At 63.4% G+C, this 26780-nt stretch carries 19 protein-coding genes; 5 read left to right on the forward strand and 14 right to left on the reverse strand.

The features are described 5' to 3' along the window. Positions 1-6 precede the first annotated feature (6 nt). The 8 genes from DZG07_RS01400 to DZG07_RS01435 all read right to left on the reverse strand — a co-directional run bounded on the left by DZG07_RS01400 (position 7) and on the right by DZG07_RS01435 (position 8827). The gene (locus DZG07_RS01400) at positions 7-1332 is read right to left on the reverse strand and encodes a homoserine dehydrogenase (RefSeq protein WP_119813725.1); all 1326 of its coding nucleotides are present in this window, start codon (positions 1330-1332) and stop codon (positions 7-9) included. A gap of 161 nt (positions 1333-1493) precedes the next feature. Continuing rightward, positions 1494-2861, reverse strand: coding sequence for an FGGY-family carbohydrate kinase (locus DZG07_RS01405; RefSeq protein WP_119813727.1), 1368 nt, complete (start codon positions 2859-2861; stop codon positions 1494-1496). A 3-nt stretch (positions 2862-2864) separates the two neighbouring features. Further along, positions 2865-3182 carry an L-rhamnose mutarotase gene (gene rhaM, locus DZG07_RS01410; protein WP_119813729.1) on the reverse strand — a complete coding sequence of 106 codons (318 nt, stop codon included), beginning with the start codon at positions 3180-3182 and terminating at the stop codon, positions 2865-2867. Next, the gene (locus DZG07_RS01415) at positions 3182-4189 is read right to left on the reverse strand and encodes an ABC transporter permease (RefSeq protein WP_119813731.1); all 1008 of its coding nucleotides are present in this window, start codon (positions 4187-4189) and stop codon (positions 3182-3184) included. The genes rhaM and DZG07_RS01415 overlap by 1 nt, the downstream gene beginning before the upstream one ends. Then, the gene (locus DZG07_RS01420) at positions 4186-5163 is read right to left on the reverse strand and encodes an ABC transporter permease (protein WP_119813733.1); all 978 of its coding nucleotides are present in this window, start codon (positions 5161-5163) and stop codon (positions 4186-4188) included. Before DZG07_RS01420 ends, DZG07_RS01415 begins: the two co-directional genes overlap by 4 nt. Next, the gene (locus tag DZG07_RS01425; protein ID WP_119813735.1) at positions 5160-6716 is read right to left on the reverse strand and encodes a sugar ABC transporter ATP-binding protein; all 1557 of its coding nucleotides are present in this window, start codon (positions 6714-6716) and stop codon (positions 5160-5162) included. Before DZG07_RS01425 ends, DZG07_RS01420 begins: the two co-directional genes overlap by 4 nt. A gap of 252 nt (positions 6717-6968) precedes the next feature. Continuing rightward, positions 6969-7964 carry a rhamnose ABC transporter substrate-binding protein gene (gene rhaS / locus DZG07_RS01430; protein ID WP_119821289.1) on the reverse strand — a complete coding sequence of 332 codons (996 nt, stop codon included), beginning with the start codon at positions 7962-7964 and terminating at the stop codon, positions 6969-6971. Positions 7965-8017: 53 nt separating this feature from the next. Continuing rightward, positions 8018-8827, reverse strand: coding sequence for a DeoR/GlpR family DNA-binding transcription regulator (locus tag DZG07_RS01435; protein ID WP_091911399.1), 810 nt, complete (start codon positions 8825-8827; stop codon positions 8018-8020). Between the two features lie 184 nt (positions 8828-9011). On the opposite strand from DZG07_RS01435, the gene DZG07_RS01440 reads away from it, so the two are divergent. Both DZG07_RS01440 and rhaI read left to right on the forward strand, forming a co-directional pair. Next, entirely contained in the window at positions 9012-11114 is a 2103-nt protein-coding gene (locus DZG07_RS01440) for a bifunctional rhamnulose-1-phosphate aldolase/short-chain dehydrogenase (RefSeq protein ID WP_119813737.1), read from the forward strand. A 214-nt stretch (positions 11115-11328) separates the two neighbouring features. Then, a complete protein-coding gene (rhaI, locus tag DZG07_RS01445) occupies positions 11329-12621 on the forward strand; it encodes an L-rhamnose catabolism isomerase (RefSeq protein ID WP_119813739.1) in 1293 nt (430 codons plus the stop codon). A 22-nt stretch (positions 12622-12643) separates the two neighbouring features. Here the strand turns inward: rhaI and DZG07_RS01450 are convergent, their stop codons facing one another. Beyond that, a complete protein-coding gene (locus tag DZG07_RS01450) occupies positions 12644-13639 on the reverse strand; it encodes an MDR family oxidoreductase (protein ID WP_119813741.1) in 996 nt (331 codons plus the stop codon). 46 nt (positions 13640-13685) lie between these two features. Continuing rightward, positions 13686-14435 carry a FadR/GntR family transcriptional regulator gene (locus tag DZG07_RS01455; RefSeq protein WP_119813743.1) on the reverse strand — a complete coding sequence of 250 codons (750 nt, stop codon included), beginning with the start codon at positions 14433-14435 and terminating at the stop codon, positions 13686-13688. Between the two features lie 244 nt (positions 14436-14679). Here DZG07_RS01455 and DZG07_RS01460 point away from each other — a divergent pair, with 244 nt between their 5' ends. Then, positions 14680-16083 carry an FAD-binding oxidoreductase gene (locus DZG07_RS01460; RefSeq protein WP_119821291.1) on the forward strand — a complete coding sequence of 468 codons (1404 nt, stop codon included), beginning with the start codon at positions 14680-14682 and terminating at the stop codon, positions 16081-16083. A gap of 11 nt (positions 16084-16094) precedes the next feature. After that, positions 16095-19577: an indolepyruvate ferredoxin oxidoreductase family protein gene (locus DZG07_RS01465; RefSeq protein ID WP_119813745.1), complete on the forward strand. Its 3483-nt coding sequence runs from the start codon at positions 16095-16097 to the stop codon at positions 19575-19577. Positions 19578-20206: 629 nt separating this feature from the next. Here the strand turns inward: DZG07_RS01465 and DZG07_RS01470 are convergent. The 4 genes from DZG07_RS01470 to DZG07_RS01485 all read right to left on the reverse strand — a co-directional run bounded on the left by DZG07_RS01470 (position 20207) and on the right by DZG07_RS01485 (position 25493). Next, positions 20207-22330, reverse strand: a complete 2124-nt coding sequence (locus tag DZG07_RS01470) for an acetate--CoA ligase (protein WP_245429564.1) — start codon at positions 22328-22330, stop codon at positions 20207-20209. A gap of 224 nt (positions 22331-22554) precedes the next feature. Then, entirely contained in the window at positions 22555-23373 is an 819-nt protein-coding gene (locus DZG07_RS01475; RefSeq protein WP_091911413.1) for an enoyl-CoA hydratase/isomerase family protein, read from the reverse strand. Between the two features lie 67 nt (positions 23374-23440). Further along, positions 23441-24370 (reverse strand): pseudouridine-5'-phosphate glycosidase, encoded by a 930-nt coding sequence (locus DZG07_RS01480; RefSeq protein ID WP_119813749.1) that lies wholly within the window; start codon positions 24368-24370, stop codon positions 23441-23443. Positions 24371-24383: 13 nt separating this feature from the next. Beyond that, positions 24384-25493 carry a carbohydrate kinase gene (locus DZG07_RS01485; RefSeq protein ID WP_091911417.1) on the reverse strand — a complete coding sequence of 370 codons (1110 nt, stop codon included), beginning with the start codon at positions 25491-25493 and terminating at the stop codon, positions 24384-24386. A gap of 283 nt (positions 25494-25776) precedes the next feature. Here DZG07_RS01485 and DZG07_RS01490 point away from each other — a divergent pair, with 283 nt between their 5' ends. Continuing rightward, positions 25777-26742 carry a 2OG-Fe(II) oxygenase family protein gene (locus DZG07_RS01490; RefSeq protein ID WP_119813751.1) on the forward strand — a complete coding sequence of 322 codons (966 nt, stop codon included), beginning with the start codon at positions 25777-25779 and terminating at the stop codon, positions 26740-26742. Positions 26743-26780: the final 38 nt, after the last annotated feature.

A 26780-nucleotide genomic window follows, 5' to 3' on the forward strand; every position in this document is an offset into this window, starting at 1 on the left:
AAACTCTCAGGCGACGGCGCTGGTCACAAACCGACCGTCCGACTGATCGAGACGGCGGCGAATCTGGGTTACCACCATCGAGTCGTCAGGTACACAGTTGTCGTAGGTCAGGAACTCGCCGACCTTGAGCGGCTTGACCACCTTGGCGCGTTCGGCAAGGCCGAGCGGCAGCGCGCCTTTCTTGCGCGCATCTTCCCAGGTCATGGCAAAGCCGCGGTAATCCGTCTCGCCGATCATGCCTAGCGACTGGCCGACGCCGAGATCGCGCTTGGCGACGGCCACTGCTTCGGCCACCGGATGGTCGAGCGGCTCCATGTCGGCGCGCTTGTAAAGCACGGCGCGGGCTGCCGACAGCGGCACTTCCAGGCTGGTGAGGTGATAGGGCCGGAAGATGGTGAAATACGGACCCTTGCCGACCTTCAGGTCGATCATGCGCTCCAGCACCCGAGGATGCTTGGTCTCGATAACGCAGAACACGCCGGGCGCGACACCCTTGCCGATGGAATAATCGACGACGCCCTTGCGATGGAGAACGCCGCCATCTTCCTTCGGGCAGAGCACGTCGGCAAGCTGTTCCAGCGTCGCCGTCGGGCCGTGCATGCCGGGAACATCAGGCACGAGGCCGGTTGCGTTGGCGATGGCGACCATTTCAATGGCGGTCTTGGAGCCGTCGACGAACTCGACCAGCATGCGCGCATTCATCTTGCGCTCGGCGGCTTCCTTCTCGTAATCGGCCGGCATGGCGTCGATCTTGAGCGGGTTGTTCTTGCCCTTGCCGGCAGCGACGATGCCAAAGCCGAGGCTCTTGGCGAAACCGATGATTTCCAGCGTGCAGGCCGGCTCGTCACCGGCGGCACCCGTATAGACGACGCCGGCCTTGCGGGCCTCTTCCTTGAGGAAGCGGCCGATGGTGATGTCGGCCTCGACATTGAGCATGACGATGTGCTTGCCGTTTTTCATCACTTCAAGCGCAAACAGCGTGCCGATGTTGGGATTGCCGGTGGCGTCGATGATGACGTCGATGCGACCTGCAGCGGCAAGTGCATGAAGGTCTTCGGTAACCGCGACCTTACCGGCCTCGATGACGCGATCGATATCCGAGGCGGAACTGGCCTGCACGATGTCGGAACGGTCGTGCCCGGCCAGAAGTGCGGCATCGATGGCCGCCTGCGGCCTGACTTCGGAGATCGCGCCGATGCGAAGGCCCGGCATGAGCGCCACCTGCACGACGATGTCCGTGCCCATCTGCCCGGCCCCTGCGAGACCGATGGTGACAGGCCCCTGCCGTTCGGCGCGCTCAAGAAGCTCTGCAGCGAACTGCGGATTAGACATTGCCGGTCCTCCCATGCATTGGTATTCGGGCGTCAAAAACGTTTGAACATTTCTATTTCCCAATGAAAAATATTTCAATACCGAAAATCACAAAATCCCGCCTGCCGTTTCGGCCGGATCGAGTTTTTTCAGAATGGGAGCATTCGAGAGCGGGGGCGTTCTCAGGAAATGCGCGAGCGCCAGGTCTCGGCATAGGATGCCAGAAGATCGCCATCTGACGGCCGGCGATGGGTAACATTGCTGCATGCACGTCCTGAAAAGGCCAGTTCGGCGGCCCCCAGGCTGGTGCCGGTGGCGTTGGCCGCACTGACGAGTACCGATCTTCGGGTCGCGGCAGCGAGCATATCGAGAAAGAGCCGATTGTCGGCAAAGCCGCCTTCGACGATCGTCTCGCCGGAAGCGCCGATCAGGTCGAGGCAGGTCGCGGTCATCAAGGCGAGATAGAACGAAACGATGGCGGATCGTTCGCCGGCCTTGAGGTTGCGCGGCGCGATCCATTCGGCCGTTCGTTGCGGAAAAGGACCGGAGCCCTGCTGGACCGAAGGCAGGAGCATGAGTTTTTCAGCGAGGACGCGGGCGATGTCCTCGTCGGACGCCAGCGAAACATCGTTTCCGATCAGCATCTCGTATTCGCGCCCGCCCATGAAGCGCGCCGAAGGGACTGGGTCGCCAAGCGCGTTGACATTGACCAGCGTATCGCGCGCCGGGTCAAGGCCACGCGGCGCACCGCCGACCGCCATTGCCACCACCCATGTACCGGTCGAGACGACGGCGAAGGGCGGCTTGCGGTGGAGGATATGCGGCAGCAGCGAGGCGTTGGAATCGTGGATGCCGCAATGGACCGGCGTCAGCGGCGAAAGCCCCGTTCGCGCCGCGATCTCCGGCAGGATGGACCCGAGCCGATCGCTAGCGGATCGCAGTGGCGGCATGAGGTGACGCCAACCTAGGCGGTCGACCATTGTCGAGAAATCGCGCCTGGCCGGATTCCAGAGATCGGTGTGGCAGCCCAGCGAGGTGACTTCCGTCGCTTGAACGCCCGTCAGCCGATACGCCCAATATTGCGGATAGGGAAGGATCGCGCGGACGGCAGAGAATTGATCCGGAAACGCTTTCGACTGCCAAAAAATCTGCGCTCCGAGATTGAGGCCGACCGGAAGCCTTGGCGTGCCGCTTTCGGCAAAAGGTGGGCGGACGGCATCGTAGTCGGCGGTGAGGCTGTCGGGACCGTCATGCTCGTAATCGAGGATCGGCAGTGCGAGTTCACCGCGCTCATTGAGCAGTGCCGCCGTCGCGCCATGCGTGGTCACCGAAATGGCGTCTATCGCGTGTTTGCGCGCAAGTTCGGCCAGGCTGGCTATGATGAAATCCCAGAGCCGCTCCGTGTCATGATGCGGGTAAAGCCCGTCATTCGACGCGCTATTTGGCATCTTGCGAGCGTCGATCTCGGCCATGGCCTTGAGATCGACCACCACCACTTTGGCGTTGGTCTTGCCGATATCGATGACGGCGACGTGGCGCGGTTCGGCCATCGCTTATTCCATATGAAAAACGGTTTCGAGCGGCACCGCGACCGGTTCGTTATCCGGCTTGGTTTCCATGATGTCGGCCATATGCGCCCACCAGCGCTTCATCACCGGGTGGTTCGGCAAGTCGGCCATGCCGTGATCCTGCCTGCGCCACAGCACGCCGAACAGAGTGTTGGTCTCCTCGTCCAGATGGATCGAATAATCAGAGACGCCGGCGTCCTTCAAAAGTGCGGTCAGTTCCGGCCAGATCGCATCGTGACGCCTTTTGTACTCAGCCTTCATGCCGGGATTGAGCCTCATGCGGAACGCGTATTTCTCAGCCATCAGGCAAGCCGCTCCTTCATGAGACGCCGCCAGACGATCGGCAGCGCGATGACCAGCATAAGCAGCAGGCCGATGAAGATCGACATGACGATGCCGGGCACATTGAGCAGGCCGAGGCCGAAGGTGACCAGCCCCATGATGAGGGCTGCCAGAACCACGCCCGGAATGCTGCCGGCGCCGCCAAGAATGCTGACGCCACCGAGCACGACCATGGTGATGACCTCGAGCTCATAGCCCTGCGCGATCGACGGGCGGGTGGAACCGAGCCGCGAGGTTATCAGCACGGCGGCGATGCCCGACATCAGCCCGGTGAGGCAGAACAGGATGAACTTTATGCGCTCGACGCGAACACCTGAGAATTGCGCCGCGACCGGATTGTTGCCGATGGCGAAGACGCGCCGCCCGAAGCTGGTGCGGTGAAGGATGACGTAATAGATGACCGCCGCGACCAGAAACAGCACAAGCTCGAACGACACCACCCACCAGACATAGCCCTGGCCGAAGAACGCGAAACTTTCGGGATAGCCCTTGTAGGCCTGGTCGCCGAGAATGATGAAGGCGACGCCGCGAAATAGGCTCATCGTGCCGATGGTGACGACTATGGAAGGCAGGCCGAGCCGCGTGACGAGCAGGCCGTTGAACGCGCCGCAGGCGAGCCCGACGCCGATGCCGATGGCGACGAGCCCGGGCGTGCCGACGCCGAATTGCACGGCCATGCCCATCATGGTCGAGGCGAGCGCGATGATGGCGGCAACCGAGAGGTCGATCTCGCCCGAGATGATCAGCAGCGCCATGGCCAGCGCGATCAGCGCCTTTTCGGTGAAGTTGAAGGTGAGGTCGGACAGCGACCACGGATCGAGGAAATAGGGAGAGGCAAAGCTGTTGACGGCGAAGATCGTGACGGCAACCGCGATCAGCAGCGCCTCCCAGCTGAACAGCGCCGACCGCAACGGCCGGTCAAGACGGTCGGGGATATGGCGGCCATGCGGGGCTTCGGTCGCGCTCATATTGCCTCCGCCTTCTTCAGGATAATGCGGCCTTGCCGGCGTTCGCCGCGCGCATTGAGCACGACAGCCAGGATGATGGCGCTGCCGGAAATCGCCATCTGCCAGAAGGGGGATATGTTGACCAGCGGCAGGGCGGAGCTGATGATGCCGAGGAACAGCGCGCCCAGAACCGCGCCGCCGACCGAGCCGATGCCGCCGGCAATCGATATGCCACCAATGACGCAGGCGGCGATGATGTTGAGCTCGTAGCCATTGGCGATTTCGACCGAGGCGATGACGTAGCGCGACACCCAGAGATAACCGCAGATGCCGGCGACGAGGCCGGAGATGCAGAAGGCGACGAATTTGGTGCGGCCGACATCGATGCCGGCATAGACCGAGGCGGTCGGGTTGACGCCGATGGCATAGAGCGAGCGGCCGAGCGGCGTGCGCGTCAGCAACACGAAGAACGAAGCGATGACGGCGAGCGCGATCCACGACAGCAGCGGAATGCCGAGCATCTGCGCGCGCTGGAGGCCGATGAAGGCCGGGCTCATCTTGTCGGCATTGACCCAGGCGCCGCCGGAAATCACGAAGGTCGCGCCGCGATAGATTGTGAGCGTGCCGAGCGTCACGACGATGGACGGGATGCCGAGCTTCCAGACCAGCGCGCCGTTGACAGCGCCGAGCGTCAGGCCGACGCCGGCGGCGATCAGCATGAGCAGCGGCACGGGCACCGCCGGATAGGCAGCATTGATCATCGCCACCACCATGCCGGTGAAGGCGAGGTTGGAAGCCATGGAAAGATCGATCGAGCGCGTGAGGATGACGACCATCTGGCCGAGCGCGAGGATCATCAGGATCGACGTGTCATTGAAGACATTGGCGAGGTTACGCGGGCTGGCGAAAGCGCCATAGCGAGTCGAGATCAGGCCGATCAGCAACAGGATCGCGGCGAGCAGCCAGATTTCACGATTTTTCAGGAAGGCGTTCATTGGTCAGCAATCCCCGCAGCCGTGCGCACCAAGGTCTCGGCGTCGAGCCCCTTGTTGTCGTGGACCGCTGCGATGCGCCCCTCGCGCATGACGACGACGCGGTCAGACATGCCGAGGATTTCAGGTAGTTCGGAGGAAACCATGATGACCGACAGCCCTTGCGCGACCAGTTCGGCCATGAAGCCGTGAACGGCTGCCTTGGAACCGATGTCGATACCCTTGGTCGGCTCGTCGAGAATGATGACCTTGGGCGCGGTGGCGAGCCATTTGGCGATCACCACCTTCTGCTGGTTGCCGCCCGACAGCGTGCCGACATCCTGGCTGAGTGAGGCGGCGCGCAGGTCGAGCCGCTCGGTGTATTTGCGCGCCAGCGCGAATTCGTCGGCCAGACGCAGGAGGCCGGATTTTGAGGTGCGCTTCAGCGACGGCAGCGACACGTTCTGGAAGATCGGCATGCCGATGACGACGCCCTGCTTGCCGCGTTCCTCGGGCACATAGACGATGCCCTTTTCGATGGAATCCGCGGCCGACCTTGGCGTGATCGCCTCGCCTTCCAGCGTGATCGTGCCGCGGTTCGTGCGGGTGATGCCGGCGATCGCCTGCATGACCTCGCTGCGCCCGGCGCCGACCAGCCCGTAGAAGCCGAGGATTTCGCCCTTGCGCAATTCGAAGCCGATGTCGTCGAACTCGGTCGGGTGCGACAGGCCGGAAATTTTCAGCACCGGCGCACCGATATGGGCCTCGCGCTGCGGGAAAATGTGATCGACGGAGCGGCCGACCATCAGCCTGACGATGTCGCCCTGGCTGGTGTCTTTCAGCAGACCCTCGCCCACCATCTCACCGTCGCGGAACACAGTGTAGCGGTCGGCGATGCGATAGATCTCATCGAATTTGTGGCTGATGAACAGCACCGCCTTGCCGTCGCCTTTCAGGAATTCGATGAGCAGGAAAAGCTCCTCGATCTCCTTGGCCGAGAGGGCGGCGGTCGGCTCGTCCATGATGACGATGCGTGCGTCGATCGACATTGCGCGCCCGACGGCCACCAGATGCTTGTTGGCGATGCCGAGATCCTTCAGCCGCGTGTCGGGATCGATATGGGCGGCCCCCATCGCGTCCAGTACCTCGCGAGCCTGGCTGCGCATCGTGCCCCAGTCGATGGTGCCGAAACGGGTCTTTGGCGCATGGCCGAGAAAGATGTTTTCGGCGACGGAAAGCTCGTCGAACAGCACCGTTTCCTGATGGATCGCGGTGATGCCGCGCTCGAAAGCGGCGTGGGCGGTCGGCAAGGTCACGGCGTCGCCGGCAACGGAGATTGCGCCGGCGTCGGGCTGGTAGATGCCGGTGAGGATCTTCACCAGTGTCGATTTGCCGGCACCATTCTCGCCGATCAACGCGGTCACCTGTCCGGGATAAAGCGACAGCGCCACATCGTGGAGCGCACGCACGCCGGGAAAGCTCTTGCTGATGCCCGAAAGCGTCAGAAGCGGCGTCTTGCCCTCTCCATTATTGGACGGGTCGCGAACGATGCGAGCAGCGTGGGGGTCGGCAAGCATTACGGTATCCTGCTACGATCTCGGTAATCTACCCCACCCGAAGGGCAATCGCATACGCCACTGCCGACCCCCACTCCGTCTCGGCTTCGCCGATCCACCTCTCCCCCTCAAAAGGGGAGAGGAAGGGCGCGAGCTTTGCAGACGTTTCCTCTCCCCCGTCGATCGGGGGAGAGGTGGCTCGGCGAAGCCGAGACGGAGTGGGGGTCGACTTCTATCTGCGATCACCCTCCCCGCGGCGGGGAGTGCGAAAGATCAATAGATCTTCGAGAACTTCTCGATGTTCGACTTGTCGAAGGTGAAGGGATCGGCCATCGGCGCGGAATTGTCGTCGTCGAGCGTGATCTTGCCGACGCGGCCGATCGAAAGTTCGGCACCCGGCTTGGCTTCTTCCTTCTTCACCGCGAGGTCATAAGCAAGATAGGTAGCCGAATAACCAAGGTCGATCGGGTTCCACAGAGCCACGGCCTGTGAAGCACCGTTGTCGATGAACTTCTTGAACTCCGACGGCAGCGCCAGACCGGTGACATTGACCTTGCCGATCAGGTTCTCGTCGGTCACCACTTGCGCGGCGGCAACAACACCTACCGTCGTCGGCGCGATGATCGCCTTCAGGCCCGGATAGCTTTTCAGCAGGCCTTTGGCCTCGTCGGTACTCTTGGCCGAATCGTCATCGCCATAGACGGTGGCGACGAGATTGATCTTGGGGAAGTCGGTCGGCAGTGCCTTCTTGGCCGCTTCGATCCAGGCATTCTGGTTGGTGGCTGTCGACGATGCCGACAGGATGGCGACATCGCCGCCCTCAGGCAGATAGTCGGCGGCGAGCTTGATGATCGTCTTGCCGATCAGGTCGGTGGCCGACGGGTTGAGGTGAAGCTGACGGCCTTCCTTGGCAACGCCCGAATCCCACGAAATGACCGTGATGCCGCGTTCCATCGCCTTCTTCAGCACCGGCACGAGTGCATCCGGGTCATTTGCCGAAATGGCGATGGCGTTGACCTTCTGGGCGATCAGCGAATTGATCACTTCGATCTGAGCCTCGGCGGTCGCCTTGGTCGGGCCGGTGTAGATGATCTCGACATCGCCGAGTTCCTTGGCGGCTTCCTGCGCGCCGGTGTGGGCGGCGTCGAAGAAGCCGTTGCCGAGCGACTTGACGACCAGTGCGATCTTGGTGCTTTCGGCATGCGCGGCTGTTGCGAACATGGCGGCCGAAAGTGCTGCGGTCACCATCAGTTTCTTCAAGATGTTCATCGAGTTCCTCCCTTTGACGTTGTATTCCATCAGCGCTGCGACCGGGAATTCCCTCACGCCTGCAGCGAAGATTCCTCCATTTTCGATGCCGTGTTTTTCGCCACGATCAGATTGACGCCTGCGTCCTCCAGCATCTTGGCTTCGCGGTCCTCGACGCCGTCGTCGGTGATGACGGTGGTGATGCGCGCCAGGCCGCACAAGATCAGGCTTGAGCGCTGCCGGAATTTCGAAGAATCGACCAGCACGACCAACTCGTCGGCCTGATCAATCAGTTTCTGCTCGGCCTGGATCAGCAGCGGGTCGCCTTCCATCAGGCCGAGCGGCCCCAGCCCCTGCGCGCCCATGAACATGCGCCGCGCATAGAAATTGCGGGTCACGTCATTGTCGAAGGGGGACAGGATGATGTTCTGCTCGCGATAGATGGTGCCGCCCGACAGCATCACCGTGTTCTTGGAATGCTTGAGCAGGTGCTCGGCAATGGGAAACGAATTGGTGAAGATCGGCATGCGCCGGTTGGTGAGAAAATGCACCATCTGGAAAGTGGTGGTGCCGCCATTGATGATGATCGGCTCGCCATCGGCGCAAAGCTCGACCGCCTCGCGGGCAATGGCCCGCTTCTTGGAGGCGTTGAGCGTTTCGTTGACGGAAAAGGGCCGGCCGGCAAGGCCGATGAACTGCGGCGGGTTGATCGCCTCGGCGCCGCCACGCACGCGGCGCAGCCGCTTCTGCACGTGGAGCGCTGCGATATCGCGCCGGATCGTCGCCTCCGACGATTCCGTCAGATCGACCATTTCCTGCACGGTCACCACAGGCTTTTCCTGGATGGCCGACAGAATGATCCGATGGCGTTCCTTTTCGTGCATGGTTCCTCCCGTTGCTGGTCATTAGGTCATTCATACCGGTCACTGTCAATCAACTTCGGTCATTTTATTTCATTGTGCAGCGCAATATGATCGAATGTGATCGTTTTTGATTGACAGTAACGCCCCGATCATGAAAGCCTTGGGCATTCCGCGCTGCCCTCGCGCGGCTCTGGGAGGATGGAAAATGCTCGAAACGCGCACGGCCAAGCGCCTCGCCAACCTTTGGGATGAGGCCAAGGCGGCATCCATGTCGGAAGCGCAGCGCCTGCTCTACCGCTCCAACCTTCTCGGCTCCGACAAGCGCATCACCAATTATGGTGGCGGCAACACTTCGGCCAAGGCGTTGGAGAAGGACCCGCTGACCGGCAATCAGGTCGAGGTGCTGTGGGTGAAGGGCTCGGGCGGTGATGTCGGCACCATCAAGCTCGACGGCTTCGCCACGCTCTACATGGGCAAGCTCGAAGCGCTGAAAGGTCTCTACCGCGGCGTCGAATTCGAGGACGAAATGGTGGGCTACCTGCCCCACTGCACCTTCAACCTCAACCCGCGCGCCGCCTCCATCGACACGCCGCTGCATGCCTATGTGCCGCAAAAGCATGTCGACCACATGCACCCCGATGCAGTCATCGCCATTGCCGCCGCGAAGAACAGCAAGGAATTGACGCAGGAGATTTTCGGCGGCGAGATCGGCTGGCTGCCGTGGAAGCGGCCCGGCTTTGAGCTCGGCCTCTGGCTGGAAAAATTCTGCCGCGAAAACCCGAAGGCCACCGGCGTCGTGCTGGAAAGCCACGGCCTGTTCACCTGGGCCGGCACGGCAAAGGAATGCTACGAGACGACGATCCGCATCATCAACCGCGCGATCGAGTGGTTCGAGGAAAAGAGCGTCGGCAAGGCAGCATTCGGCGGTGAAGTGCGCCCGACGCTGCCTGCAGCCAAGCGCAAGGCGATCGCAGCAAAGCTGATGCCGGCGATACGCGGCATGATCTCGGCTGCCGAGCGCAAGGTCGGGCATTTCGACGATTCGCCCGCAGTGCTGGAATTCGTCGCCGCGCGCGACATGCAGCCGCTGGCCGCCCTCGGTACCAGCTGCCCGGACCATTTCCTGCGCACCAAGATCAGCCCGCTGGTGGTCGATTTCGACCCGGCAAAGCCCGACCTCGACAAGACGCTGGCTGGCCTCGGCGCAGCGGTCGAGGAATATCGCAAGGGCCATGCCGCGTATTACGAGCGCTGCAAGCGGCCTGAGAGCCCGCCGATGCGCGACCCGAATGCGGTCGTCTATCTGGTGCCCGGCGTCGGCATGATCACCTTCGCCAAGGACAAGGCGACCGCGCGCATTTCGGCGGAGTTCTACGTCAACGCCATCAACGTCATGCGCGGCGCGTCGAGCGTTTCATCCTATATGGGCCTGCCCGAACAGGAGGCCTTCGACATCGAATACTGGGTGCTGGAGGAGGCAAAACTTCAGCGCATGCCCAAGCCGAAGCCGCTGGCCGGCAAGGTGGCACTGGTGACCGGCGGCGCTGGCGGCATCGGCAAGGCCACCGCTGAGCGCCTGCTTCGTGACGGCGCCTGCGTGGTGCTGGCCGATATCGACGAAAGCGCACTAGCCGCTGCCAATGACGATCTCGCCAGCCGGCACACGGCCGATGTCGTGCGCAGCGTGCGGCTCGACGTGACCCGCGAACAGGATGTCATCGACGCCTTCACCGCTGCGGCACAGGAATTCGGCGGCATCGATATCCTGATCTCAAATGCCGGGATTTCGTCTTCCGCGCCCATCGACGAGACGGAATTGTCGATGTGGAACCGCAACATGGACATCCTGTCGACCGGCTATTTCCTCGTCGCCCGCGAAGCCTTTCGCCTGATGAAAAAGCAGAAGACCGGCGGCGCCATCGTCTTCATCGCCTCCAAGAATGGCCTTGCCGCTTCGCCTAATGCATCGGCCTATTGCACCGCCAAGGCCGCCGAAATCCACCTCGCCCGCTGCCTGGCGCTGGAGGGTGCCGAGTTCGGCATCAGGGTCAACACGGTCAATCCCGATGCCGTCCTGCGCGGCTCGAAAATCTGGACCGGCGAGTGGCGCGAACAGCGCGCCGCCGCCTACAATATGAGCCCGGACGAACTCGAAGAGCATTACCGCAAGCGTTCGATGCTGAAGCTCAGCGTCTATCCGGAAGACATTGCGGAGGCCGTGTTCTTCTTCGTGTCGGACATGTCGGCGAAGTCCACGGGCAATATCGTCAATGTCGATGCGGGCAATGCGCAGAGTTTTACGCGGTAGTCATTTGAGGGTTGCGCTGCCCCTCATCCGACCCTTCGGGCCACCTTCTCCCCGTAAACGGGGAGAAGGAAGAGCGGCAAGGTTGCGGCCAGCCTTCCTCTCCCCGTCACTATACGGGGGTCGAAGGACGGGTCGAGACCCGCGGCTCGACCCCGGTCGATGCCGGCAGGCAGGTGAGGGGCAAAGCCCGCATGACAAGACTTGGGAGGCATAAGTGACGGAAACCATCATCTCCGCCGACATCGTCGAGCAGGGCAACGAAAAGCGCCGCGCCGAACTCGCGCGCGACTACGCCTCCCTCGGCGAGCGGCTCGACCGGCGCGGCATTGCCATTGACGCGATCCGCGACAAGGTGGCGGCGTTCAAGGTTGCCGTGCCGTCATGGGGTGTCGGCACCGGCGGCACGCGCTTCGCGCGCTTTCCGGGCGCCGGCGAGCCGCGCGATATTTTCGACAAGATCGAGGACTGTGCCGTCATCCAGCAGCTGACGCATGCAACGCCAAAGGTCTCGCTGCATATTCCATGGGACAAGGCCGATGCCAACCGGCTGAAGCAGGCGGCGAGCCGCTTCGGGCTCGGCTTCGATGCGATGAACTCCAACACCTTTTCAGACGCGCAGGACCAGAAGCTCAGCTACAAATTCGGCTCGCTGTCGCATGCCGATGCCGCTACGCGCCAGCAGGCGGTGGAGCACAATCTGGAATGCATCGAGATCGGCAAGACGATCGGCTCGAAGGCCTTGACGGTGTGGATCGGCGATGGCTCGAACTTTCCGGGGCAGGTCAATTTCACCAAGCAGTTCGAGCGCTATCTCGACGCAATGAAGGCCGTCTATGCCGAGCTGCCGGACGACTGGCGGCTGTTCACCGAGCACAAGATGTATGAGCCGGCCTTCTATTCGACGGTCGTGCAGGACTGGGGCACCAACTATCTCATCGCGCAGGAGCTCGGGCCGAAAGCCCACTGCCTCGTCGACCTCGGCCACCATGCGCCCAACGTCAATATCGAGATGATCGTCGCCCGACTGATCCAGTTCGGCAAGCTGGGCGGTTTTCATTTCAACGATTCGAAATATGGCGACGATGATCTCGATGCGGGTTCGATCGATCCCTACCGGCTGTTCCTGATCTTCAACGAGCTGGTCGATGCCGAGCTGAGCAACGCCAAGGGATTCGACCCCGCCCATATGCTCGACCAGAGCCACAATGTGACCGACCCGATCGAAAGCCTGATGCTGTCGGCGATCGAGGTCCAGCGCGCCTATGTCGCCGCCTTGCTGGTGGATCGCAAGGCGCTGGAGGGCTTTCAGGATGACAATGATGCACTGATGGCAACGCAGACGCTGAAGGTCGCGTACCGGACCGACGTCGAGCCGATCCTTGCCATGGCGCGTCTCGATTCAGGCGGCGCAATCGACCCGGTTGCCGCCTACCGGGCTGCTGGCTACCGCGCCAAGGTCGCGGCGGAACGGCCGGCGGTTGCGGGCGGAAGCGGCGGCATCGTCTAACGACACCGCCGCCTGCCAGAAACTACTTGCCGATTTCGATGACGACGCGGCCGCGTACCTGGCCGGCCAGAATCTCGTTGGCGAGTTCCGGCAGCCTGGACATCGGCTCGACGCGGGTGATGCTGGAGAGCGCGTCGCGGTCGAGATCGCGGGCCAGCCGCTCCCAAGCCTTTTCGCGCTTGGCAATCGGCGCCATGACGGAATCGACGCCCAGAAGGGCAACGCTGCGCAGGATATGCGGCAGCACGGTCGCCGGCAGATCGGCACCACCGGCGAGGCCGCAGGCAGCCACCGCACCGCCATAGACGGTCTGCGACAGGACATTAGCCAGCGTGGTCGAGCCGACGGAATCGACGGCACCGGCCCAGCGCTCCTTCTGCAAGGGGCCGCCCTTTTCGGAGAGCAAGGCACGATCGACAAAGGCGGTCGCACCGAGCTTGGCCAGATAATCATGCGTTTCCGGCCGGCCGGTGGCGGCGGTTACCTTGTAGCCGCGCTTGGCGAGCAGCGCGATCGCCGTCGAGCCGACGCCACCGGCGGCACCCGTCACCAGAATTTCGCGCTGGTCGGCAGCGATCGTGCCCCAGGCTTCGAGCGCATCGACGCAAAGGGCTGCCGTATAGCCGGCGGTGCCGATGGCCATCGCGTCCTGCAGGCTGAAGGCGTCGGGCAGGCGGATCAGCCATTCCGGCTTGACGCGCTGGAAGCGCGTGTAGCCGCCCCATTCGGTTTCCGACAGGCCCCAGCCGTTGAGCACGACCTTGTCGCCGGCCTTCCATTTGTCGGAGCGAGATTCGACCACCGTGCCGGCGATATCGATGCCGGCAACCATCGGCAGTTTGCGGGCGATGCGGCCCTTGCCGGAAACGGCAAGACCGTCCTTGTAGTTGAGCGTCGAGAAGGCGACCTCGACCAGCACGTCATGGTCAGGCAGATCGGCAACGGTGATCTGCTTGAACGCAGCCTTGGGCTTGCCGCCTTCGTCTTCGATCATGAGTGCGGTGAACGTATCGGACATGGTACCTCCAAATTATCCGGTGGTTGTTACGAGGGCTATCATGCCCTCAGGCGCGGGCGGCCAAGGCGCGCTCGCGCCGTTCGAGACTGGTGGAATAGTTGTCGCGCAGATAGGCGAGCATGGCGGCAAGCGCCTCCGTTGCCTTTACCGCATCACGGTTTCTGATGGCCGACGCCAGCTGCTTGTGGAAGCCGGCGACGGCGCGCCGATCGCGCACCCGCGAAACGATCATGTTGGTGATCGGCATGAAGGCCTCGACCACCGTGTACATCATCAGATTGAGCGGGCCGTTGCCGGCCGAATTCACCAGCGCGCGGTGGAAGCGCACGTCGGAAGCGCAGAAGGCTTCATCGGAAATGGTCTCATCGAGCTGGACGCGGATTTCCGATTCGAGCGCCTCGATATCGGCATCCGTGCGATTGGCAGCAGCCAGCCGGCAGCAGATCGTCTCGGTTTCGAGGCGTGCGGTGATGATCTCGTCGATGTCGAAAGCGCCGATGCCGACCAGCAGCGTGGCAGCGCCGGTGATGGCTGCGGAAAGTCCTTCGGGATCGGGCCGCGTGACGAAATTGCCGCCGGTCGGGCCACGCCTTGAGCGGATGAGATTCTCCGCGGCAAGGCGCTTGAGTGCCTCGCGCACTGTCGGCCGGGAAATGCCGAAGCTTTTTGCCAGTTCTTCCTCGGTCGGCAGGCGCTCGTCGATCTTGAGCCTGCCATCCAGAATGGCCGCGCGGATGTTGTCGGCGACCTGCTTGGCCACCCCCGACCGCACGACTTCATCGTATTTGAGGATCATATGCTCCGTCCCTTGGCTTTGTGATGGATGCCACGAAGCGGCGCGGAAAGCCATATCTTTTTAATGAATATAGGTTTGACAAATAGCCACCCGAGAATATGGTTGATCGATAGCGGTTTCAACAGGTGGCAAGCGTGTCCAGTCAGGCATTTCGTCGGGTCTTTTTGGCGCGTGGTTACGAACGTTCGCAGGGCGGCAGCCGGCCGGTCGAAACCTTCTCCCTTCAGCGCGGTTGCTGACGTTCATGAGTTTCGAAGGCGATCGGCTTCTGTCCGAACTAGACGGCAAGCTCGACGCGGGCGGCATTCTTGCCGGCCCGGCCGTTGACGAGCGTTACCGTGACGATCCCGACGGCAAGCTCGGCGCATTGCCCCAAATTGTCCTGCGTCCGCGCGATACCGAGGCCGTGGCTATGGCGATGGCCGCCTGCAATCGTCTCGGCCAGCCTGTCGTCGTGCAAGGCGGACGCACCGGGCTTGCGGGTTCGGCACGCGTGCAGCCCGGCGAAGTGGTGCTGTCGCTCGAGCGCATGACGGGGCTCGGTGACCCGGATCGCGAGGCTGCAACTATTACCACGCAGGCTGGCGCGACAATGCAGGCCGTCCAAGAGGCCGCCGACAATGCCGGCCTGATGTTCGGCGTCGATATCGGCGCGCGCGGCTCGGCCACTGTCGGCGGCAACATCGCCACCAATGCCGGCGGCATTCGCGTGCTGCGCTACGGCATGTATCGCGCCCAGGTTCTGGGGCTGGAGGCAGTGCTGGCCGACGGCAGCGTGCTGACCTCGCTGAAAGGCCTGCCGAAAGACAATTCCGGCTACGACCTCAACCAGCTTTTCATCGGCACCGAAGGCACGCTCGGCGTCGTCACCCGCGCCGCACTCAGGTTGCATCCCAAGCCGCTTTCGGAGGTCAATGCGTTTTGCGCGCTGCCCTCATTCGAGGCCGCAATCGCACTGCTTGGCCTGCTGCGCCAGAAGCTTGGGCCGCTGCTTTCGGCCTATGAGGTGAATTTCGCACCGCTCTATGACGACATGATACCCAGCATGGCAGCACCCGCGCCATTGCCCGCCGGCTCGCCGGTCTATGTGCTGACCGAGATCCAGGGCAACGAGCCGGATCGTGACGGCGAGCGCTTCGCCGAGGTGCTGATGCAGGCCGTGGAAGACGGCATCGTCAGTGACGTGGTCGTTTCGCAATCGCCGCGCGAATTCCATGCGCTTTGGGCGGTACGCGAAAGCGTCAATCCCTTCCTGTTCGCAATGAAGGGGCTGATTGGCGTCGATGTCAGCCTGCCGCTGGCGCGTATGAAGGCGTTTCTCGCGCAAACCGAAAGCGCGATCCGCGCCATCGATGCCAGCGCCGACATCTATGTCTTCGGTCATCTCGGCGACGGCAATCTGCACTATCAGGTGCTCACTGCCGACCCGGCCACCGCATACGACATCATCTATCGCGGCGTCGCCGCTGCCGGCGGCGGCGTATCGGCCGAGCACGGCATCGGCCTCGACAAGAAGCGGTGGCTGCCGCTTGTTCGCAGCGACGCCGAACTCGCAGCGATGCGGCGGCTGAAGACCGCTTTCGACCCGAACAACATCCTCAATCGCGGGCGCGTCTTCGACATCGCGCCACCCGATCCTTCCGCCTGACGGAGCAAACCATGTCCGTAGCCACCGTTTCAGCCACGCAACATGACAAAGCGCCCTCGCCAATAGGGGAAGGGGTAAGCCTCGACGACCGCTACGCGCTGGAGCACGGACGCATCCTCGTTTCGGGCACGCAGGCGCTGGTGCGCCTGCCGATGATGCAGCGCCAGCGAGACCTTGCCGCCGGCCTCAACACCGCCGGCTATGTCTCCGGCTATCGCGGCTCGCCGCTGGCCGGTTTCGACCGCGAGATGGCGCGTGCCGGCAAGTATCTGAAGGCCAATCATGTCGTCTTCCATCCCGGCCTGAACGAGGACATGGCCGCCACCGCCGTGTGGGGCACGCAGCAGACCGGCATGTTTCCCGGTGCGCGCTACGATGGCGTTTTTTCCATGTGGTACGGCAAGGGACCGGGCGTCGACCGCTCGATAGACGTCATCCGCCACGCCAACGCCGTCGGCACCGACCGCCATGGCGGCGTGCTGCTGCTGGCCGGCGACGACCACGGCGCCGTCTCCTCCACACTGGCGCATCAGAGCGAGCACAATCTGATCTCGGCGATGGTGCCGATGCTGTCGCCGGGCGGCGTCGGGGAATATATCGACTACGGCCTCTACGGTTGGGCGATGAGCCGCTATTCCGGCGCCTGGGTCGGCTTCAAATGCCAGACCGAAATCGTCGAATGCACGGCGACCGTGGACGTCGCGCCGGACGGGCTTTCGATCGTCATGCCCGACCTCGTGCTGCCCGGCGACGGGCTGTCGCTGCGCTGGCCGGACGGCCCGCATGCGATGGAGCGGCGGCTGGAGCACAAGCTGGAGGCCGTGCACGCCTTCGCCCGCGCCAACGGCATCGACCGCGTCACCAATGGTGGCAGCAAGGCGCGGCTCGGCATCGTCTCGACCGGAAAATCCTGGCTCGACCTGCTCGGCGCGCTCTCCGCCCTCGGCATCGACGAAAAGCGCGCTTCGGCTCTCGGCATCCGCCTCTACAAGGTCGGGCTGGTCTGGCCGCTGGAGCCGGAAGGCCTGCGCGCTTTTGCCGACGGTCTGGACGAGATTCTGGTGGTCGAGGAAAAGCGGCCGGTGATCGAAGAGCAGATCAAGTCGCTGCTGTTCAACATGCCGACTGAGCGCCGCCCGCGCGTCGTCGGCAAGGCCGACGAGAAGGGTGCACCGCTGCTGCCGTCGATCGGCGAGATCAATTCTGTCGCGGTCGCACGGGCGGTGATGTCGCGCCTCGGCAAGCCGGACAAGGCGCTGGCCGCCAATGCGAGCCGCATCGAAGAGATCGCGGCAGCCGTTCCCGCCGAGGCGATCGCGCTGAAGCGCGAGGCCTATTTCTGCTCGGGCTGCCCGCATTCGATTTCCACCGTCGTGCCCAAGGGCAGCCGCGCCTCGACCGGCATCGGCTGCCACATGATGGTGATCGGCGTCGAGGATCGCAACACCTCGACCTTCACGCAGATGGGCGGCGAAGGCGGCGCCTGGATCGGACTGTCGCCCTTCACCGACGAGAAGCACATCTTCGTCAATATGGGCGACGGCACCTATTTCCATTCCGGCCTGCTGGCGATCCGCGCGGCGATCGCGGCAAAGGTCAACGCCACCTACAAGATCCTCTACAACGATGCCGTCGCCATGACCGGCGGCCAGCGCCATGACGGCGAGGTGACGGTGCCCGGCATCGTCGATCAGGTGCTGGCGGAAGGCGCGAAACGCGTCGTCGTCGTCTCCGAAAAGCCGGAAGCCTGGGAGGGCGTGCTGCCGCGCGGCGTCACCATCTATCACCGCGACGAACTCGACGCCGCCCAGCGCGAATTGCGCGAGATCGAGGGTGTCACCGTGCTGGTCTTCGACCAGGTTTGCGCGGCGGAAAAGCGCCGCCGGCGCAAGCGCGGCGCCTTTCCCGTTTCGCCCAAGCGCGCCTTCATCAACGAGCTTGTCTGCGAGGGCTGCGGCGATTGCTCGGCCGTTTCCAACTGCATCTCGATCGAGCCGAAGGAAACGGAATTCGGCCGCAAGCGCGCCATCAATCAGTCGAGCTGCAACACCGATCTCTCCTGCATCAAGGGCTTTTGCCCGAGCTTCGTGACGGTCGAGGGTGGGCAGGTGCGCAAGCCGAAAGGCAAGGCGAGGGAAGCCGATTTCTCCGACCTGCCGATGCCTGCTCTGCCGGCAATCGACCGGCCCTACAACATGCTGCTCGCCGGTATCGGCGGCACCGGTGTCATCACCGTCAGCGCCATCCTCTCGCAGGCAGCACATCTCGACGGGCTCGGCCTGCTCACGCTCGACCAGACCGGACTGGCGCAGAAGAACGGCGCGGTGACCTCGCATATAAGGCTGGCGCGCGATCCCGCATCGCTTAACACCATCCGCATCGGCCCGGGCGAATCCGACCTGATCCTCGGCTTTGACATCGTCGTGGCGGCGTCGGCCGGCTCACTCGCCACCGTCGCCAATGGCCGCACCAAACTGGTGCTGGACGACCATTTCGCGCCGACCGCCTCCTTCGTGAAGAACACCACCATCGACTTCCGGCAGGAGGCGACGCTGAAGCAGCTTCGGCAGGCAGCCGGCGAGAACGCGCTGACGCTGGTCTCGGCCACCAAGCTTGGCACGGCGCTGCTTGGCGACGCGATTGCCGCCAACATGTTCCTGCTCGGCAATGCCTGGCAACGCGGGCTGGTGCCGATCAGCCTTGCTGCAATCGACAAGGCTATCGAGATGAACGGCGCAGGTGTTGCCATGAACCGCGCGGCCTTCGGCTGGGGCCGGCGCGCGGCGGTCGATGCGGACGCGGTGTCGAAGGCCGCGCATGTCGGGCCGGAAGCGGCAAAGCCGGAGACGCTCGATGAAATCGTGGCGCGGCGCGCCGAATTCCTCACCGCCTATCAGGACACCGCCTATGCCGGGCGCTACCGGGCACTGGTCGAAAAGGTCCGCAAGGCTGATGCCGATTTCGGCCTGGCGGTCGCGCATGGGGCGTTCAAGCTGATGGCCTATAAGGACGAATACGAGGTCGCCCGACTGCACCGCGACCGCTCCTTCGCGCAAAAACTGGCTGAACAGTTCGAAGGCGATTTTACGCTGAAATACCACCTCGCACCGCCGATGATCTCGCGCATCGATCCGCGCACCGGCCATCCCGGCAAGATCGCCTTCGGGGCATGGATGGGGCCGGTGTTCGGTCTGCTGGCGCGGTTCAAGGGGCTGCGCGGTACACGGCTGGACCCGTTCGGCCGCACCGAGGAACGCCGCATGGAACGGCAGCTGATCGCCGACTATTTTGCCATGGTGGAGGATTTGGCGGGAAAGTTGTCCGCGAACAACCGTACAGTCGCGATCGAGCTCGCAAAGCTGCCGGACGAGGTGCGCGGCTTTGGTCACGTCAAGCTGGCGGCGGTGGAGCGTTATGAGAAGAAGCGCGCGGCGCTGGTGGTGAAAGTCGACGCTGCTGCAGCTTCGCCTTCCGTTGGAGAGGTCGCCGCTTAGGTGCGTCCTTCGAGGCTCGCTAGTGCTCGCACCTCAGGATGAGGGAGGCTGGCGCCCATGATCCTGATCCTGAGGTGTAAGTGCATTTCAGAATGTAGGCTTCTGCCGGCACACCCTCCCTCATCCTGAGGTGCGAGCGTTAGCGAGCCTCGAAGGACGCACCTGTTCATCGCCACGCCCGGTTTTCACCGTCTGGCCATTGTCAAAGATCGGGAAGCGGGGCGCCTGGCCGTGCCTTCCTAGTGTTTAGTACGTGGCGCAGCTTCCGCGCCCCGCTCGGTGTCTGTCCCGAAGTCGGCCGGTCACAACGCCCGCTCCATGTACATTCCATGGACAAGACGCCGCGGGTTCTCCGCATGGTTTTGGGCAGTGGCATTTGCGCCGTGCTCGTTCCACGCCGGCCTGTGTCGGGCCCTCGGGTCCCTGGCTACCACACCAGGGCGGGAGGTCACCGCCACTCCCCCTTGATCCCGGTTCCAGACCCGGTCCCGCAGGAGCGATACGGGGATTATGCGGGGGATGAGAATGAGGGGGATAAATCGGGTGTGAAAAAATATGTGGGGTGAGCGAAATCAATAGGTTGGGTGGAAATCGGATAAAATTCTTTCCCCCAAATCCAAGGCTGCCGCCTACCGTGCAATCACCAGCGCATCGAGCGCGCAGGCGCCCTCGCCTTTGGCGAACACCACGACCGGATTGAGGTCGACCGCCTCGACCAGAGGGCCGTAGCGGTCGGCGAAGCGGGACAGCGCCAGCATGGCATCCACCAGCGCTTCGCGGTCGGCTGCCAGCGCGCCGCGATGGCCGGCGAGCAGATGGCCGAGGCGCGTGCGGTCGATCAGGGCTTCGGCGGCTGACCGGTCGATGGGCAGGAGGTCGAAGGCGGCATCCTTGACCAGTTCCACCAGCACGCCGCCGACACCGACGACGATGCCAAGCCCAAAGGGTTCATGCCGCACCAGCCCGACCAGCGCCTCGACGCCGCGACCGGCCATTTCCTGCACCACGACGCCGCGCAGTTCAGCCTTGGGCGCATAGGCGCGCGCCGACGCCATGATGGTCTCGAAAGCCTGCCTCGCTTCGGCTTCGGAAGCGATGTTCAGCCGCACGCCACCGGCCTCGGTCTTGTGCAGAATGTCCGGCGACTCGATCTTCAGCACGACCGGGAAGCCGATCTTTTTAGCTGCGGCGGCCGCTTCGTCTGTCGTGGTCGCAAGCCGTTCCTTTGTGACCCGCAGGCCGCAGGAGGCGAGCAGTTCCTTGGCTTCGCGCTCGGTCAGTTTTTCGCCGGCGGCGAGACGCTTCGCCCATGGATCGTCTGCGGGAGCCGGTTCGATGGCGGGCGATATGGCAACTCGTGGCGCGAGCCGCTCGACCATGTTGCGGATGGCCGTCAACGCCGCGCGCGTCCCGTTGAGCACCGGGACGCCGTCAAGAACCGCGCGCATCGAGGGATGATGGCCCGATGAGAGATTGCTCATGAAGACAGCCGGCACTGCTGCGCTGCGCGCATAGCCTGCAACGGCCTCGGCGATGCCGACATATTCGGCGGCCCCGTCCGCATCGAGGCCGACCGGTGCATCCTGGGACGCGACGATCAGGCCTATCGAGGGATCCCCGGCCAGCGTTTCCAGAACGCGGGCGTAGATTGAGCCGTCGGCGAAGACGATGCCCGTCGTATCGACCGGGTTCTGCGGCGTGGCGAAGGCCGGCAGCAAGGTTTTCAGGTCGGCTTTCGTCTGGGTGGCAAGTTCGGGCAATTCCAGGCCGATCTCGGAGGCGATGTCGGAAACATGGGCGACGCCGCCGCCGCTGACGCCAACCACCGCAACGCCCTTGGCGCGCGGTTTTGCTTTCAGCGACAGGCAGAGCGAGGCCGTCTCGACGAAAGCATCCATGTCGGACACTTCGATGACGCCGCTGTTGCGGAAGAAGGCTTCATAGGCTTCGTTGGCGGCGGCGAGCGCGCCGGTATGGGCGGCGGTCGCGGCAGACCCCTTGGCAGAGCGCCCGGCGCGCAGCGCGATGACCGGCTTGCCGGCGGCGTGCATGGCCTGCATTGACGCTGAGAAGGCTTTTGGATCGCGGATCGCCTCGATGACGACGCCGGCAACGCGGGTCGCCTCGTCGGAAGCGAGAAAATTGAGATAATCCGGGATGTCAGTCGCAGCGCTGTTGCCGGACGAGACGATGTGGCTGAGGCCGAAGCGGCCGGTGTTGGCGAGCGCGATGGCGCTGGCGCCGGAATGGGAAAGCAGGGCCAGGCTGCCCTTCTTCAGATTCGGCGACAGGGTGGACGAATACAGTGCCGCGCCACTGGAAAGGTTGAACAGGCCAAGGCAGTTCGGCCCGCAGATCGCCATGCCGTATTTTTCAGCGATGTCGACCAGCGCCTGCTGGCGCGCCTTGCCTTCGTCGTCGGTCTCGCCGAAGCCGCTGGCCAGCACGACGGCGGCCTTCGTGCCGGCCTTGGCTGCCGCTTCGAGCGCGCCCAGAACATGCGCTGCGCCGATGCCGATCACGGTAACGTCGGCGGGCTTGTCGAGCCGATCGAGGGCGGGAATGGCCGGGATGCCGAAGACCTGCTCGGCCTTGGGGTGCACCGGGATGATCGTGCCGGAAAAGCCGAATGCCATGAGGTTGCGCATGACATAGCTCGAAGAAGCGTCCGCTCGCTCGGTGGCGCCGATGACGGCAACGGAGCGCGGGTTCATCAGGGCCTGCATTGCGGCGGTCATGTCAGGTGATTTCATCGCCATCGTTTTTCAGTTCCCCCAACCTCAGCGCCCACAAGTGCACGCCGATCGCATATGAAGCACCCCCACCCTAGCCCCTCCCCACAAGGGGGAGGGGAACTTCGGTGTCGCTTGCGCCGAATTCCGACAGGCTGGGTCGAGAACACTTGACAGTATTCCCCTCCCCCTTGTGGGGAGGGGTTAGGGGTGGGGGTGATCGACGTTCCCCACCCCACTTCACCTCAGTCCAGATCCTTGAACGGCCCGTCGCGGAAGGCGAGGTATTCCTTCAGGCTCATCTTGGCGAGATTGGCCATCCATTCGCGGCCCTGCTTGGTGACATGCAGCGCGGCAATCGCTTCGATGTTGTACTGGAAGGACGGCAGCAGGCCGGCGACCATCTGCTGGTTGTTGATCGAGGCCTTGGTGAATTTCAGCGCCGGCACCGGCATGCGCGCCAGTTTGCGGGCGAGGTTTTCGGTCTTCAGCTTGAGCTGGTCGGCGGGCACGATCTTGTTGATGAGGTGCATGCGCAGCGCTTCCTCGGCATCGACGAGGTCGCCGGTATACATGAGCCAGCGCACGTCGCGGGTGGCCAGCAGCCAGGGCATCATCAGCGCGGGCGGGCCGGAATTGTGGCGCACTTCCGGTTCGCCGAACTTGGCGTTGTCGGCGGCGATCGCCAGATCGCAGCACATCATCAGTTCGAGCGCGCCGGCCAGCGCATAGCCGTTGATGGAGGCGATGACGGGGATGGGCGCCTTCCAGATGTTGAGCAGCGCCTCGGCATTCTCGCCCATGTCGGAGCGCCAGAAATCGATATCGACGTCGAAATCGCCGCCCTGCAGGTCATAGCCGGAGGAGAAGGCGCGGCCGGCGCCGGTGATGACCAGCGCGTTGACGTCCGGGTCGGCGACGGCAGCAGCCAGTGCCTTGTCGATCTCGCGGATCACCGTCTTGTTCATCGCGTTGAGCTTGTCGGGGCGATTGATGGTGATGGTCGCGAATTTGTCGGTGGCATCCTTTTCGTAAAGGATCGTCTCGAAGGTCTGGTCGCTCATGCTGTCTCCTGGGCAGGCGGTTCGCAGGACCGCCCGCGGGGGACGGCGCCGGCGGGATTGAATGGAATTACTTAGCCGACTTCTTCAGCCGCGCATGTTCGACGGCGATCCTTGCCGCGAGTGCTGCGTTGTTGCGCACCAGCGCGATGTTGGCCTTGAGGCTGCGGCCCTGCGAAAGCTCGTTGATGCGGGCGAGCAGGAAAGGCGTCAGTTCTTTACGCGAAATGCCTTTCTCGTCGGCTTCCTTCACGGCAGCAGAAATCGTGCCGTCGATGAAGGCGGGGTCGAGCGCGTCGGCTTCCGGAATGGGATTGGCGATGAGGATGCCGGTGCCGGACGCCATGTCCTCATGCAGGATCATCGCCTCGGCGATCTCGGCGGGGGTGTCGAGACGGTGGTCGGCCTTCTCGCCGCTGGAACGGGTGAAGAAGGCGGGGAAATCGTCGGTGCCATAGGCGATGACGGGCACGCGCTGTGTTTCCAGAAACTCCAGCGTCTTCGGGATGTCGAGGATCGACTTGACGCCGGCGCAAACCACCGTCGTGCCGGTGTGGCCGAGTTCGGTGAGATCGGCGGAAATGTCGAAGGTGGCTTCCGCGCCGCGATGCACGCCGCCGACGCCGCCGGTGGCGAAGATCGAGATGCCGGCAAGGTCGGCCAGCCGCATCGTGGCAGAGACGGTCGTGCCGGCAGAGCCCTTGCGCACCATGACGGCGGCTAGGTCGCGCCCCGAGGCCTTCACCACGCCCTTGGCCTTGGCGAGGCTTTCCAGTTCGGCGTCGGTGAGGCCGACGCGGAGTTCGCCGTCGATGACAGCGATCGTCGCCGGCACCGCACCATTGTCGCGCACGACGGCCTCGACGCCGCGCGCCGTTTCAAGATTGGCGGGGTAAGGCATGCCGTGGGTGATGATGGTCGATTCAAGTGCAACGACCGGCCTGCCCTCCCTAAGGGCGGCGGCGACTTCGTCGCTGAGGCGGATGAGTTCTCTGGTCATTCTGGTCTCCCTGTCAGGCGGGGATGCGATACATGCCGGCGGCAAGAAAGCGCGCCGACAGATCGGGGTGAACACTGGATTCGCTTTCGGTGGTCAGCGTGGCGAGCAGCGCGCCGGTGCGTGCTGCGTTCTGCGTCGGATCGCCCGAAAGCACGCGGTACATGGTGCCGGCGATCATGGCATCGCCCGCGCCGGTGATGTCGACCGGACGCGCCGGCACCGAGCGCATGGTGACGACGCCTTCCTCGGTGGCGACGGCATAGCCATGCGCGCCCATGGTGACGATGACCTCGCCGGCGCCGGCAGCGCGCAGTGCTGCGGCTGCATCCTTGGGCTTAAGCCGCTTTTCCGGCTCGGTGATGCCAAGGATCGTGTTGGCTTCGTCATGATTGGTGAAGAGCAGGTCGATGCCGCTCAAATCCTTGGGAAGCTTGGCTGATTTCGGAGACGAAACGGTATCGACCGCCAGCTTGAAGCGGGCGCCCTGCTTGCGCGCGATAAGCGATTCGATGGTTGCGGCGGGCAGGTTGCAGTCGATGAACACCCAGGTCGCGGCGGCCAGATGCGGCCAGAAACGGTCGAGATAGGAGGGCGAGAAGAGATCGAAAATCTCCATGTCGGCGATGCCGAGGGCAAGGTCGTTCTTGGGATCCAGGATCGCGGCATATTCCGCCGTCGGCCGTTCCGTGGTGGTGATGACCTGGCTGACATCGGCGCCGAGATCGCGCAGATGGCGGACCAGCGAGCGGCCCGTCTCGTCGTCGCCGACGATGGAGACGAAGGAGATATCGACGCCGAGGCGGACGAGATTTTCGGCAACGTTGCGGGCGACGCCGCCGAAGCTGCGATAGCCGTCGACCGGGTTCGACGTCTCGAAGATCAGTTCCTTCTTGGCGTGGTACTTGCGGTCGAGCACCGCGCCGCCAATGCAGATCATGCGCTTGGAGGCCGGCAGCACATAGCCGCGGCCGAGGATGTAACCCTTGTTGACGAGCTGCACGATGTGGGCCGCCACCGTCGAGCGGGCGAGGCCAAGTGCCGTGGCGATGTCCTGCTGACCGGCGAAAGGGTTCGCCGCGATGAGCTCGAGAACCGCTTGCTCCTGTGCTCCAAGGTCGTCCATCGCACCACCCGCAGGGTTGAAATCGCCGTTGAATAATTTCGATATGGACAACAACAGATGATCTTGTCAACATGTGTTTGTACATATAACGTTTGGTCAACCGGCGTTTCCGCTTCCTGTTCGAAAGCGGAGAACAAGGCACAGAGGAAGGCATCGTGACGCATATGCAAGGTCATCCGCCCTGTCCGTTTTCGCTGCTTCAGCACACTGAAGCGGCCATGCATCGCCTTCGCTTCCTCGCCCTCTCCCATTTCATACCATCAGCAGGAAGGTGACAGCGATCATGCAGTCCGCGCCGCAGACCCAGACAGTGGATCAGGAAATTCCGGTAATCGATATCGGGCCTTTCATCCGAAACGAGGCGGGCGCGAAAGCAGTCGTTGCCGAGATCGAAGCGGCTGCCCGCGACACCGGCTTCTTTCTCGTCACCGGCCACGGCGTTTCGCCGGAAAAGACGATGAAGCTCTACAATCTGGCGCGTGCCTATTTCGACCTGTCGGAAGACTATAAGCGCAGCCACGGACGCGGCACCGGTGTGCTCGGCGGCGTTTCCTTCTCGCCGATCGCCGATGAGGCGCTGGCCGCCACCAAGGGCATCAAGACGCCCGGCGACTACAAGGAAAGCCTGAACTTCGGCCTGCGCCTGCCCGGCGATGTCTGGCCCGGCCAGCCCGAAGGCATCGAAGCGGCCTTCCACGACTATTTCGCCGAGATGGAAACGCTGGCGCGGCACCTGCGCCGCATCTTCTGCCAGGCGATCGGCCTTGATGCCGACTATTTCGAACCGGCTTTCGACAACCATCTCTCGGCGCTGCGCGTCATCAATTATCCCGAGCAGGAAGAAGACCCCCTGCCCGGCCAGCTGCGCGCCGGCGTTCACACCGACTACGGTTTCATGACCATCCTGCGCTCGGAAGCCTCGTCGGGCGGCCTGCAGGTGCAGAGCCGCGACGGCCGCTGGCTCGACGCGCCCTCCATCGACGGCGCCTATGTCATCAACATCGCCGACGCCTTCATGCGCTGGAGCAATGACGAGTGGGTGTCGACGCCGCACCGCGTCGCCAATCCGCCGCGCGAGAAGAAAGTCTCTTCGCGCCGGCAGTCGATCCCGTTCTTCGTCAATCCGAGCAAAGACACGCTGATCAAGTGCCTGGAGCCCTTCTGCGCCGACGGCAAGCAGGCCAAATACGAGCCGATCAGCTATGGAGACTATATCGACCTGAAGACCAAGCAGGCTTTCGGCCGCTGACGAAATACGGGGCGAGGGCAAGGCGGGGCACAAACGCA

This window comes from Mesorhizobium sp. DCY119, from assembly GCF_003590645.1.
Taxonomy (GTDB): Bacteria; Pseudomonadota; Alphaproteobacteria; order Rhizobiales; family Rhizobiaceae; genus Mesorhizobium_M.